Here is a 12527-nt window from a genome sequence, read left to right on the forward strand (position 1 = left end):
GGCACGCGATGAAAAGAGTTGAAGTTCGCATAAAAGCACCTTTCGGCGAAATAGTTGTGGAGGGCGAAACGCCCCAAGAAGTTTTAGGCCTCTTGGAAGCCTTTCCGAAAGACTTTGTGGAAAACGTTTCCAGCCTGGTGGCAAGCAAGCTTGCGCCTTCCGCAGCTGCCCAGCTTAAAGGCATAATAGAGTTCACCACCGAGGGGCCTGTGCTGATTGCTCCCCGCGAGAAGCTTACACATTACGAGGCTATTGGACTTGTTCTATACGCTTCAGAGGGAAGACAAAACACCGCCACCCAAATTCAGAAGCTTCTTGAATCCAGCGGTGTAAAGTGCATGGTGCCGGCTCGCCTAAATGAGATGGTCAAACGCGGCCAAGTGTTTAAACCGGATCCGAAAAGGCCGGAGTTCAAGCTGACGGTTCAAGGAGAAAAATGGATTGAGGAGGAAGTCTTAGCTAAACTCCGAGGGATGATGACGTGACCAGCCAGCCGCCACTGACGGTTCACGTGAAATACGGCGACGTTGAGTACACGTTTGCCGGCAGCCTTGAAGAGGTTTGGACAGCTCTAAACAGGTTTTTCGCCGAGCATGCTCCAGCCTTTCAAATCGCCAAGGCTCTGGTTTTAAATGTTGATTTGCGGAAACTTGTGGAAGACTGTAGAGGCTTGATTGGTTTTGCAGATAATGCGCCCCATCTGCTTGTTTCGAAGGAGAAGCTTACGGACAATGAGACCTTGGCTTTGCACCTTTTAGCCGCCCATTTAGGGTTTAGGCTTGGCATGCTAAAAACTGATGTTCTATCGCGGGAGGAGCTTCAAGCTAAGCTGGGTAAAAACCCGAAGATCACGAGTACACGTCTCGGCGAGCTTGTAAAGGCGGAAATCGCCGAAAAAACAAGCGATGGCGGATATCGCATAACAGGGTTTGGCATTGCTCAAATGCAGAGGGAATGGCTTCCAAAAATCAAAGCGAAATTAGGCTTATAGGCTTGACCATTTTTCGCCCTTAAACAGTTTCTCTTCATCTTTCACTATTTCGTCCGAGCAGAGGTACGCCACCAGTTTCGGGCTTATAACGGGTTTTCCATCCCGCAGCGGATAAGCATACGGCAGATACACTTCACCATACTCGTTAAGCTTCAACCTCAAGCCTTTCTTAACTGGTATAGCCTCTAACGGTGTTCCTTCGCCGACAAGCTTAGCCACGTAAACGGCTCCGTCAATGGAGAACTGCCACATGCCAATATGGCGCACAACCGTCCCTGAAAAACGCCTCGTCAAAAGCTTTCTTGTTCTGCCCCGCGGCGGGTGGTCGCCCAAAATCCCACCCACAACGACAGCTTCCTTACCAACAAAATCTTCAGGCTTTAATGGAAGCTCAGCCTTAGGATCCAAAACTATGACTTTTCCGTGGCTGAAAATCTCCGCCGCACCCTTCTCCTCAACCATGCCAAACTCCGAAAGCAGCCGCCGTTCATCCGCTTCCTTAACATTTGTGAACATTAAGTGGTTTTTGCCTACAATCTCCGAGGCATGCTCATACTCGAAAAGAAGCCACTTGCCAATCTCAGGCTCCAAATGCTCAATCACAAAAACCAGTTTTGCCATACTATGTAGCCACCAAGCCCTTTGTTATATGTAGGCTTTCTCTCTTGGCCCGATGTAGTGTATTAAGATTGTTTCCTTTTTGCACCTAGCTTTTCGAGTTTTCTAAGGGCTTTTCTTTTAATCTTTACGGCGAACATTTGCCTTGTCCAACACTTTCATCAATTCGTCCTCGCCAGCTATCTCGTCTTTTTCCTCTATGGCTTTCTGCTCCTCGGGTGTTGGCTTCTCGACGTGTATGAGCTTTTCCACAAGTTCCTTGTAGAGAAGCCTAAGTTCCCGCAGCTCTTTCCTGATTTCCTCTAACACTTCAACGCTCATGATTTAAAGCCTCAAGAACAATAATTCGCCATCACGCTTATATCCATTGTGTGTAGGTCACTTTTATCCAATTAGACGTAAACGCTATGGCGTATAAACTCAAGTATGATAAGGAAGCTGACATCCTAACCATAGTCATAGAGGGGAAGGTTAGGTTATCTATGCTGAAGAGCTAGGCGACATAGTGGTACATTTCAGCGAGGAAGGAAAGCCATTGTTTATGGAGATCTCAGAGCCAAAAAGAAATCACAGTAACATAACAGTTCATGAAGTGGATTAATCTTATGACGTTAGAAAGCAATAACACTTCTAGTCACCACAATTTTACTAGAATGATAGATTATATTGGCTTTTATAGAGTTAAGAGGAGAAAGCACAATAAAGGTATCGCGAAGAAAATCTGGGAAAGCAGACTTTTTGGGCGCTGTTTTCTTTCTTTTAGGCTATTTTCTGAGAATTTATTTAGATCCAATAATTCTTCCAAAGATTCCAGAGAATCCAGAGTTGTCTATCCAATTTTTCCGATCGCATGCCCCCCTATCAAGCTGGGGATAGAGTATACAACATCACATGGGAAGACCGATACGTGGAATATGTTGTGATGGTGCAACAAAACATGGAGAAAGCTAAATTTACGCCAATCGAAGATATCCATATAGTTTTCGATTTCAATTCCTCTGTGCTGGCTGCGCACGAAGAGGGGGAAAGTTAACATTGTCGACTCCTTGATCCAACTTCCTTTTATGCACTTGATCGAGCCAATCGAGATTAAACCGCTTCAAGTAGTTCTTGAAATCGAAGAATTGAGACCTGAAGGATATTACAGTTTTGTGGTAGTGGTAGACCCGTATTTTCAAGGCAGCGTCTATCGATCTGAAATAATCCCTGAAAAAACATTTTTGGATATTTACTATTATAACGCAAAAGGTGTCCGTGTGAAAAAGACAATTAGTGGCAGTATCCCAACCAGCTAGGGTCATGGTGGTGGTCTTTTTTGGGCGTATTGGTATCGGCGTGGTTTTCCATCTCTGGTTAGGATGCCGTCTTTAACTAGGTCTATTAGGGCGTGGGCTACGGCTGTTCTGTCGTAGTGGTATCCTCTTTTTGCCATTTCGCTGTGGACTTCGCTTAGGGTTTTTGGCGTGGCGAACCATCCTTCTTCCCATAATTTTTGGATGATGCCTTTGCATGTTTCCGCTCTTGGCGGTGGGGGTGCATGTTCAGTGGTGGCGATGGGCGTCTGTTTGAGTTTTTCTGTTATGGTTGATAGGATGCGGTCTACTGCTGACTGCAATTGGTCTTCTTGGCATTCTATTTCGATTTCTATTTCGCCAATGCGCATTTTTAGGCGGATGGGTGGTTTTGCGCTGTTTTGCGTCAATTTTCCACCTTGTTGAATATTGAATTGCGCATCTTGTTCATGCACAACATTTATATACTCCTTCCGCCCACACAAGTGCATGTTGGTGAATCTTGGTGATTGAACAATACACTATAACAACAACACCAAAATATAATTTTCCACAAAACACCATAGACACATCGCTACCCCAACGATTCATAGAACTAAGCCTATATTCGCTGAAGCATGTGCAAAACCAAGCCATTCAAATAAAACAACAAATTCAACAAAACCCATTCAACAACCAAGAAACCCTAGTTGCATCGCAGTTTACACCACCCACACAAGCCATACCGTTAAACCCAAAACCGGAACCACCAACCACCATAGCTGCAGTGGACACATCCAGCATAAAACTAGGCGAAACAAACAAAGGCATCATAATCGCCATCCGCGGAACCACAGTATGGAAACAGGCCAAAAACTATGCTTACCTACGCGTTGGACCCTTCATATTTCACATAACTGAGGATAATCTACAAGAAGTCTACAACACCCTTTTGAAGGCATATTTCCCGGAACAAAGCCACCAGCTATCACCGGGCTTCATACAAATCCCAACACGAATGGCAAACCTGCTGGAAAAATGGCTGCAAGCCTCACTAGTTAAAACTATAAGCAATGGCATAATTCTCTTCGACGGCTCCTTAACAGCTGGAACTGCTGACACACCGACACAGCAGTTGAAGGAGATTTTAGCTGCCGCGAGAAGTATGGGCAACACGGTGTTAGCCTTCACAAAAGTGACGACATTAAGGTTCAACGGATGCCTAATAACAGAAGCCTTTCCAGCCTACAAGCCCCCATGCCTAATAGAAGTGGCAAACATCAAACCGAAACCGCCACTAACACTTTTAGGCGAGGTTTACGTGGCGAAATTAGCCCGGGGCAACTACGCCTTCCGCCTGGACGTAGATCGCGAACTACCAGCGCAGAAACGCATAGAAGCCGTTGAACGCCTTTTAGGAAACGACTTGATAATGCAGGGCTACCCAGAAACGCTGCGGCTTGCGCACATCTTGTGCACTTTTACTGCTAACGAGGTGATTGCTATGCAACACTTCATACAACAACGCTACCGCCTAAAAATAATCGACCGCCCAGACATGCACCGGCTACTGTTTGGACCCTTTGGGAAGGGCGAAAGCCACCATGAGGCTATATAGGAAAGAAGGCAACATAATAGAAATTCTAAGCTTTCCAAACGAAAGCGTGGAAAAAGGCGACTATCTTCTCATAGAGGATGGGGAAGCACAAAAAGCGTTAATAGCTCAAGTTATAGACGTGCAGTTCGCCAACATACCAGGTGTCTTAGAAGAACTGCTGCGAAGCTTACCAGACGGTGGAGGTATAATACAAGGTGAAGACGTGGACCCGCTTGAGATTGCACCCCACATAACGTATATTCAGGATTCCAGACTTTTGATATGTAAGATCCGCGCCACCCTAGAGGGGGAACACCTAAGCCCAAGCACCTCATGGCTGCCTTCACGTTCGCAGTCCTCGGTCAAAAAACTGCCTATCCCAATGCTTCTCAAGCTGGCGAGGGTTAATGGCAACCTTCCCATAACTTTAGGCGTGACAAAGGAGAACTCGCTTTTAACTATAGACGCCACATCGCTGGATGGAAGGCTAAACATTATTACTGGCAAGAAGGAGACAGGCAAGTCGCACCTTTCAAAGCTTCTGATAACAAGCCTCCTCCAATACAAGGCGGTGGTTATCGTCCTAGACTTGAACGGTGAATACACTGGTTTAGGCTTCACGTCAGATGGCAAACGCAACGCCTACTTTAACAGGATCCACGTTCTAACACCTTCACAAAACTTCAAAGTAGCCCTAAAACAGCTCCACCTAAACGTCATCCTAAACATTCTCATCCATGCCTTGCATTTGCCAGGCACATCTACCCGCGAGTTCCGTCGAATATGGCAGTTCCTTAAAGACAAGGGATGCCTAACACTGCACGAGTTGGGCGAGGCTATCCGCAACTGGAACTGCAACCAAAACGTTAGGGACGCCCTCTTCAGCCGCTATTATGCGCTGGTGAACTCCGGCTTCTTTACGGATAATGTGGCGGAAGCCAACCTGCTGGAGGAATGCCTATTCAAGGCTAGGGAGGAGGGGGGCGCAGTAATTATTAATTTGCGTAACACTTCGCCCATAGACCGTCAAATAGTAGTCGAATACTTGCTGGGCAAGCTTGTGGAGCTTTTGACAAGCTGGAGGCTTAAGGCTGTTTTCCTCTTCGCTGAGGAAGCCCATCTCTATCTACGGGAAACCTACTGGGATGACATTGTAACGCGGATGCGCCACTTCGGCATATTCACCACCTTCATAACAAACCAGCCTGACACAATCCGCGAGAGCATCTACCGACAAGCAGACAACATATTCCTATTCAACTTCACCAACGAACATGACTTAGAAGTAGTTTCCAGGGCAGCCCGCGTGGACGCTGAAACCGTCAAATCCATAGCCCGCGACCTTCCGCCACACCACTGCCTTGTTCTGGGCAAAGTTGTCAGAGACTTCCCGATAGTTGTGAAAGTTCGAGCCATTGACGTAAAAACAATGGGAGAAACGCGCCTATTCTTTACCGGCGTTCAAGCCGAGAGCATGAATCAAACTTCTCCAGTTTCTCTCTATTCCGTTGAAGAAAATTCCTGAAAGTTTTTGTTAAATCGTATTTTTCCACATCGCCTAACGGCACCCAGCGGATTTCTTCTGCGTCATCCGCTGCCCGCAGTTCCCCGCCCTTAACCTTAACAAAGTAGTCGACTATTACGAAGTGCCATTTTATTTCGCCGTTCATGTCGCGTACAATATTGTCCACCACATCCACAAGCTCTGGTTCAGCCACATCCAAACCCGTCTCTTCTTTAACCTCGCGGATAACAGCTTCCTCAGCTTTTTCGCCAAGCTCCACTATGCCTCCGGGAACACTCCACTTGCCTTTTGCAGGTTCGCCCTTCCGCTTTATAAGCAGAATCTTGCCATCGCAAATTATTATGGCGCCTACGCCTACCACGGGTTGGTTTGGGTAAAAACGCTTAACCACACCTAAACCCTTTCATGCATTTTAACAAGTTAAATCTTAAACTTTTCCTCAAATATATGGCGTGAAGGGGCTCCAAAGCCTTTCAGGCTCCTCACCGATCAACGTTAGATTTCTATCCTTCTTCAAAGTAACAACGAGAGCAGCAGCCGTGGCAACAAGCGACAAAATCCCCGTTAACTGTGTTATATAAGTGAGATTAACCGTTTGCGAAGTCCACTCAAAATCATAGTGCACCATAAAATCACTAACATACGGACGATCATAATAATCTACAAAAATTACTTGAGTGTCAAACGCCCCCGCACCATAGCTTAAGAAACCATCAGCATCATATTCTCCATCGAAACGAATTATCGCCAAGTCCACTAGAAACGGACGCCCTCCAACTCTCACAGATAAGCTAACATTCCAATTGCTTATTTTCACATCTTCGTTGGCCATGGTCTTATTGTATAATAGTCCAGCTCCATACAAGCGATACAGCAAAATTTTTGTTTCACTTGAAGACACCTTGGCAAGCTGGCTTTCGATGTCTGCAAGCTGGAATCCAACATAATCCATGTAGGGTGTTCCCTCAAAAGAGTATCGAATAGTTGCTGATTTTATTTCGCCATGGATGGACAAACCGCTGGAGGCGTAAGCTGCGCCGAAAAGCAGCGAAGCCAAAAGCACCGCAACAACCGTTTTGGTGGTGCGTCCTAACCCAACACTTTTTACCGGTGCAGGTGACGGTGCGAACGTTACATAAACTGGAAATAAAGCCTGTCTTGCAAGCCTAAACTGGAAAAGCCTTTCCTTGCTGGCGACTAGAGGAAGCAAGGCTATTCCCGCTATGAAGCCTCCCGCGTGAGCAAATACGGCGGTGCTTCCTCCAAGCCTTGTATAGCCATATATCACTTGGGTTGCAAACCAGAAAATTAAGTAGTAAGCGGCTTTCATCCGGAAAAACACTGGAAAGAATAAGAAGGCCCAGCCCATTACAAGCGATGTGCCTGGAAATAGGATCAGATAGGCGCCTAGAACACCACTTATGGCGCCTGACGCTCCGATGGCTGGAATAGCGTAAGCTGTGGCTCCGCCTAGAAAGCTGAAAGCTGTGTGAAATATGGAGGCAGCCACGCCTGAAAGGATGTAAAGGGCTAGGAAACGCCACTTGCCCAAGGCTTCTTCAACAGCTCTGCCGAAAAGGTATAGGAAGTACATGTTGAAAAGTATGTGGAAGAAGTCGGCGTGCAAAAACATAGATGAGAAAATCCGGTAAAGCTGAGCTGGCATAACGATTAAGGATGGAACGAAACCGCCAACGCCGACCCAGTAATCACCTATCTCAAGGAAAAAATTCTCATAAGAAGTTATGGCGTAAACTGCAATGTTTACAATTATTAGGGCTAGGGTTGCTACGGGCCATGTCTTGGTTCGAGTATATCCACCCATGGGTATGCCAAAGCTTCTTTTAAATTTAAACACTAAACGACAACTCTCCGCTTTTAAAGGATAAAACGCTATGTTAAATAATTTGCTGGGCTTGATTAATTGTTATTCATATCTAAGGGCTTCCACAGGCTTAAGCCTTGAAGCTCTCCAAGCGGGATAAAATGCGAAAACCAAGCTGACCATGAGGCCGAAGGCTATTGCTCCCAGCAAAACTGTTGGGGTTAAGACCGGGGTTATTCTTACTGCGCTTGCAGCCGCTGCTTGACCGCCTTGTCGTAGGCCGAATCCGAAACCTCCGTTAGCGCTAAATATTCTTACGACAAGCTCGGCTAAGCCCCAGCCTGTCCCAATGCCTATGAAAGCACCCATTAATCCGATTATGGCTGCTTCTGTTAGGAAAACAAGCAGCACTGTGCGGTTTTTCATCCCTAAAGCTTTTAGGATGCCTATTTCCCTCGTGCGCTCCATTAGGGAGACAATCATGATGTTCATTATGCCTATGCCGGCCACCAGAAGTGATATGGCAGCTATCCCCGCCAAGAAAAGCTCTATGGTGGAGAAGACGCTTGAAATAACGTTAAGAACAGCCGTGGCAGACGTGACTGCAACTTGGCCGCCGAAAGCGTTTCTTATGGCTTTAGTGGCGCTTTCAATGGTTGCCTTATCATCGTTTTTCAGCTTAACGATTATCATTTCGCATTTGTCTGTTCCAAAAAAGCTCTGAGCTTGAGTTATTGGGATATAGATGCTCGCGTCTGACGGCCCACTTATGCTGAAGCCTCCGATTTCTTGGAGAACTGCCACCACGTTGCCCACGTAAGACTCGTTTCTGAGAGGCCTCGCTGTAGTGTTGGTCCAGAGTATTTCAACAGTATCGCCTGTGGTGCAGAAGCGTGTCCCATTGCCCCAAGGGTCGCTCACCCGCTTGCCAACAACTATAGCGGTGTTTTCCGGATTATAGGGTATTTCGGTTCCATTTTCAGCTACGAATGTGCTCTCGTATATTGCCTTGTATGCTTTGAAGTCTAAGCCTACAATTGTGACGCGACGGGCTTTTCCATCAGCCGTTTTTATGTAGCCAATTCTCTGGATTACGGCGATGGCTGCGGTGACATTTTCTATTTGGCTTATTGTCCCCGTGTCATTAACTAGTAGGCTGAAACCTGAATCTGCTCCGCCTAGTCCCAGTCCTCCGCCCGCCGAAACGATAAGCGTGTCTGTTGCAAATCCCCTCTGGAGTTGAGTGGCTATGGCTGCCTGCAGTCCCTGAGTTATCGACAACAACGCCACAATAGCAGCTATGCCAATAACGACGCCCAGTGTGGTTAAGCCGGCGCGTAGTTTCCGCAGTTTTATGGCGCTGAAGGCATATGTCCAAATGTCTTTTGGCTTCATGGCTTGTTCACCACTTCGCCCACTATGAGGCCGTCAAGCATGTGCACTGTCCGCTTGGTTTCTCTGGCTAGGCGCTGGTCATGGGTCACCATTATTATCGTCACGCCTTTCTCCTCGTTTAGGCGCTTTACAAGCCTCATTATTTCGTCCGCGTTTTTTGAGTCAACATTTCCAGTCGGCTCATCCATAAGTAGAAAGCGTGGATTATTCGCTAGGGCTCTGGCTATGGCTACACGTTGCTGTTCGCCTCCGCTTAGTTCCGTTGGCTTATGGTTCATTCGGTCGGCTAAGCCGACGGTTTCAAGAAGCTCAACGGCGTGTCTACGCCTCTCTTCTTTGCCTAAGCCAGCAATAGCCATGGGAAGCTCAACGTTTTCCAGAGCTGTAAACCTTGGAATCAAATTGAAAAACTGGAAAACGAAGCCTATTCGGCGCCTTAAATCTGCAAGCTTATCCTCGTCTAGAGTTGAAACGTCAACACTGTCTATGAAAACTTTCCCTTCGGTCGGTTTATCTAAAGCGCCTATAAGGTTTAGAAGCGTTGATTTTCCGCTTCCAGAAGGCCCCAAGATGGATAGGAATTCGCTCTCCTCAACTTTTAGGTTTACGCCTCTAAGGGCTTCCACTGGAACCTTGCCGAGCATATACACCTTTCGGAGGTTAACGGTTTCAACAACAGCCATAGGGAGCCACCAACGCTTTACTTTGACAAATATTTCCATGACAAAACTATGCCAATAGTGGCAAGAACAACTGCAAACAAGCTGAGATACATGAAGTCTCTTAGCAAGGCAGAGGGATCTGCGGGCAGTATGGTCAACCGTCTAAGAGCGTCCGTTAAGTACGTGAGCGGGTTCACGCTGGCTACGGCTTGCATCCATTCGGGCATGAGCTTTGTTGGAAAGAAGTTGTTGCTTGCAAACATTAATGGCATAGTGATGAGGCTTACAAACTGCATGGGACGCTCCATCCGGGTGGACCTTATAGAGAAGGCTATGAAGACGGATGAGAGCCCCACGCCCAGCAGGAATATGGCGGCGTAAACCCCCAAGAGATTTAGCGGCGTAAATGTTGAGCTCAATTTTAGTCCCAGCAAATATGCAAGCGCCAAAATCACTGAGGCTTGAAACATAGCCCGGAAAGTGGCGTTTAGGATTTTCGAGAATATTATGGCTGCCCGTGAAACCGGCGTGCTTATCACCTTGTCCAAGAAGCCTAAACGGCGGTCCCATACAATGGACATGCCGCTGAACATGGTTGTAGTTATAACAATCATGGAGACCATGCCCACAGCCATGAAACTGAAGTAGTCTGCGACGCCAAACGTGTCCTCCATTATCTTTGACCCCATTTCGGCGAACATCTGCGAAAGCGCCGTGCCATCAAGCACCACCCCTGGGAGACCGGACGGAGAGAGGATGGCGCTGCCTGGAATTGGCACTTGGGGTGGCAGGTTTATGTTGTTGGCTGAAAACAAGCCGCCTATATTCATGGACTTGCCCAGCAAGCCCATCCATATTAGGGGTTGGAGCACAAACATGACCAACATGACTGGATCGTTAAGCCATTTTTTAAGTTCGCGGCGGGTTAGAGCCCACAAGCCTCTAGCGAAGCTTGGCTGACACTCATTTACGGCTTTTGTGTCGCTCATTTCCTTCTAGCCCTCCATAAGTGAACCCTCTGCGCCATAAACTCTGCACGGGAAGACTCTTCCGTGTCCCGCAACGCTTTGCCCGTGTATTCCAGGTAAACCTCGTTTAGCGTTGGCTCTGTAAGCGAAAGCCTTGTCACCGTATAGCCCTTCCTCCTTAAAACCTCGATAATTAGAGGTGCGGTTACCTCGCCTTTCACGGCTTTAACACGATAGGCGCCATCTTCTTTCCGAACTTCTTTCACGTTTTCCACGCTTTGGATTATGCTTGCCACGTCGGCGTTTTCTTTGATGGCTATGGTGATTATGTCTCCGCCTAGGTTGTCCTTAAGTTCGCTTGGCGAGCCCGTTACGATTATTTTTCCGTGGTCTATGATGGCTATGCGGTCGCAGAGGGCGTCAGCCTCCTCCAAATAATGCGTGGTCATGAAAATAGTCATGCCATACTCTTTCTTTAAACGGCGGATGTACTCCCATGTGGCAGCCCGCGTTTGCACGTCTAAACCCAAAGTTGGCTCATCCAAAAACAGCACTTTGGGACGGTTTATCAGGCCGCATGCAAGCTCAAGCCTCCGCCTCATCCCGCCTGAATATGTTTCAACGCGTTTATCTTTGAAGTCTATTAGCTCCACGAGCTCCAGCAGTTCCAAGGCGCGTTTTTTGGCGACTTCGTGGGGAATCCCATACAAGTCTGCACAGAGCATTATGTTCTCGTAGCCCGTTAAATCCTCGTCCGCTGTATACTCTTGGGGCACAACGCCGATAACCTTTCGGACATCGTTGGCTTGTTTAACAACGTCGAAGCCCAGCACTGATGCGGTGCCTTCTGTTGGCTTAAGCACCGTTATCAGCATGTTTATGGTTGTGGTTTTGCCCGCGCCGTTTGGTCCAAGAAAACCGAAGACTTCGCCTTCGTGGACGCTGAAGGTTATATGGTCTACAGCCACTAGGCTTCGGTTGAAAACCTTCGTCAAGTTTTCAGCCTTAATCACGTCTTCCCTCAAGCCTTTTCACCCTTGAGTCGCTTTTCGATTTCCTCAAGCCGTTTGGCGGTTTCGTTCAAAACATCTAACGCCTCTTTCAAGGCTTGCTCGCTAAAACGTTCCTCAAGAGTTAAACCTAAACCAAACAATGTCTTAAATAACCGCCTAAAGGATTCACGGATTTCTTCGGCTTTCTCTGGCGGTATACGGAGCCAAAGTCCACCCATCATTGGCAGAGCGAAAAACTTTCTGCCCATGCAGAAGTGACCGCGCATCTTCCGCTGTTCTTCGAGAAGCTGTTTACCCTTATCCGTAAGCGTATAACACTTTACGCCTGTTTCTTTTGCGGGAACTTCACGAATATAGCCGTTGTCCTGAAGCCAAGCCAATAGCGGATAAACAGAACCTGGACTAGGCTTCCAGCATCCACCGGTGCGCCGTTCAATCTCATTAATGATCTCCGAACCAGACATGGGCTTCTCACTCAAAAGCTCAAGCACTTGGTGGCGCAGAAACCCCTTTGGCACAGCAGCCATATGCCTTAACCAGTGCCTAAATGGTCGTGGAAGAGGCGGAAAGTCTCCATCAAACATTTATATCACCATTGATATCAAATTCGATAACAAATTTGATAACTTTCTTATAAACTTTACTAACAACATGGCGACAAG

Annotated in this window: 15 protein-coding genes; 5 read left to right on the forward strand and 10 right to left on the reverse strand. The window is 47.2% G+C overall.

Going from position 1 to position 12527, the window contains the following annotated elements:
• The first annotated feature begins 8 nt into the window (after positions 1–8).
• Positions 9–485 carry a hypothetical protein gene (locus KEJ24_02835; GenBank protein ID MBS7646758.1) on the forward strand — a complete coding sequence of 159 codons (477 nt, stop codon included), beginning with the start codon at positions 9–11 and terminating at the stop codon, positions 483–485.
• Positions 482–991 (forward strand): hypothetical protein, encoded by a 510-nt coding sequence (locus KEJ24_02840; protein MBS7646759.1) that lies wholly within the window; start codon positions 482–484, stop codon positions 989–991. The genes KEJ24_02835 and KEJ24_02840 overlap by 4 nt, the downstream gene beginning before the upstream one ends.
• On the opposite strand, the gene KEJ24_02845 is transcribed toward KEJ24_02840, so the two are convergent.
• A complete protein-coding gene (locus KEJ24_02845; protein MBS7646760.1) occupies positions 986–1612 on the reverse strand; it encodes a hypothetical protein in 627 nt (208 codons plus the stop codon). The genes KEJ24_02840 and KEJ24_02845 overlap by 6 nt on opposite strands.
• A 117-nt stretch (positions 1613–1729) precedes the next feature.
• Complete coding sequence (locus KEJ24_02850) at positions 1730–1930, reverse strand: hypothetical protein (protein MBS7646761.1); 201 nt, start codon at positions 1928–1930, stop codon at positions 1730–1732.
• A gap of 743 nt (positions 1931–2673) precedes the next feature.
• Here KEJ24_02850 and KEJ24_02855 point away from each other — a divergent pair.
• Positions 2674–2904 (forward strand): hypothetical protein, encoded by a 231-nt coding sequence (locus KEJ24_02855; protein ID MBS7646762.1) that lies wholly within the window; start codon positions 2674–2676, stop codon positions 2902–2904.
• A gap of 2 nt (positions 2905–2906) precedes the next feature.
• Here the strand turns inward: KEJ24_02855 and KEJ24_02860 are convergent, their stop codons facing one another.
• Complete coding sequence (locus tag KEJ24_02860; GenBank protein ID MBS7646763.1) at positions 2907–3311, reverse strand: hypothetical protein; 405 nt, start codon at positions 3309–3311, stop codon at positions 2907–2909.
• Positions 3312–3403: 92 nt separating this feature from the next.
• On the opposite strand from KEJ24_02860, the gene KEJ24_02865 reads away from it, so the two are divergent.
• Both KEJ24_02865 and KEJ24_02870 read left to right on the forward strand, forming a co-directional pair.
• Complete coding sequence (locus tag KEJ24_02865; protein ID MBS7646764.1) at positions 3404–4498, forward strand: DNA double-strand break repair nuclease NurA; 1095 nt, start codon at positions 3404–3406, stop codon at positions 4496–4498.
• Positions 4485–6002, forward strand: a complete 1518-nt coding sequence (locus KEJ24_02870; GenBank protein MBS7646765.1) for an ATP-binding protein — start codon at positions 4485–4487, stop codon at positions 6000–6002. Before KEJ24_02865 ends, KEJ24_02870 begins: the two co-directional genes overlap by 14 nt.
• On the opposite strand, the gene KEJ24_02875 is transcribed toward KEJ24_02870, so the two are convergent.
• The 7 genes from KEJ24_02875 to KEJ24_02905 all read right to left on the reverse strand — a co-directional run bounded on the left by KEJ24_02875 (position 5929) and on the right by KEJ24_02905 (position 12449).
• The gene (locus KEJ24_02875; protein ID MBS7646766.1) at positions 5929–6393 is read right to left on the reverse strand and encodes an NUDIX hydrolase; all 465 of its coding nucleotides are present in this window, start codon (positions 6391–6393) and stop codon (positions 5929–5931) included. The genes KEJ24_02870 and KEJ24_02875 overlap by 74 nt on opposite strands.
• A 48-nt stretch (positions 6394–6441) precedes the next feature.
• A complete protein-coding gene (locus KEJ24_02880; GenBank protein ID MBS7646767.1) occupies positions 6442–7860 on the reverse strand; it encodes a rhomboid family intramembrane serine protease in 1419 nt (472 codons plus the stop codon).
• 69 nt (positions 7861–7929) lie between these two features.
• A complete protein-coding gene (locus KEJ24_02885) occupies positions 7930–9222 on the reverse strand; it encodes an ABC transporter permease (GenBank protein ID MBS7646768.1) in 1293 nt (430 codons plus the stop codon).
• Positions 9219–9905 carry an ABC transporter ATP-binding protein gene (locus KEJ24_02890; protein MBS7646769.1) on the reverse strand — a complete coding sequence of 229 codons (687 nt, stop codon included), beginning with the start codon at positions 9903–9905 and terminating at the stop codon, positions 9219–9221. Before KEJ24_02890 ends, KEJ24_02885 begins: the two co-directional genes overlap by 4 nt.
• A gap of 17 nt (positions 9906–9922) precedes the next feature.
• Positions 9923–10873, reverse strand: a complete 951-nt coding sequence (locus KEJ24_02895; protein MBS7646770.1) for an ABC transporter permease — start codon at positions 10871–10873, stop codon at positions 9923–9925.
• A complete protein-coding gene (locus KEJ24_02900) occupies positions 10870–11877 on the reverse strand; it encodes an ATP-binding cassette domain-containing protein (protein ID MBS7646771.1) in 1008 nt (335 codons plus the stop codon). The genes KEJ24_02895 and KEJ24_02900 overlap by 4 nt, the downstream gene beginning before the upstream one ends.
• Positions 11874–12449 (reverse strand): PadR family transcriptional regulator, encoded by a 576-nt coding sequence (locus tag KEJ24_02905; GenBank protein MBS7646772.1) that lies wholly within the window; start codon positions 12447–12449, stop codon positions 11874–11876. Before KEJ24_02905 ends, KEJ24_02900 begins: the two co-directional genes overlap by 4 nt.
• Positions 12450–12527: the final 78 nt, after the last annotated feature.

The sequence above is a fragment of the Candidatus Bathyarchaeota archaeon genome, assembly GCA_018396705.1.
GTDB lineage: Archaea > Thermoproteota > Bathyarchaeia > Bathyarchaeales > Bathycorpusculaceae > DRVP01.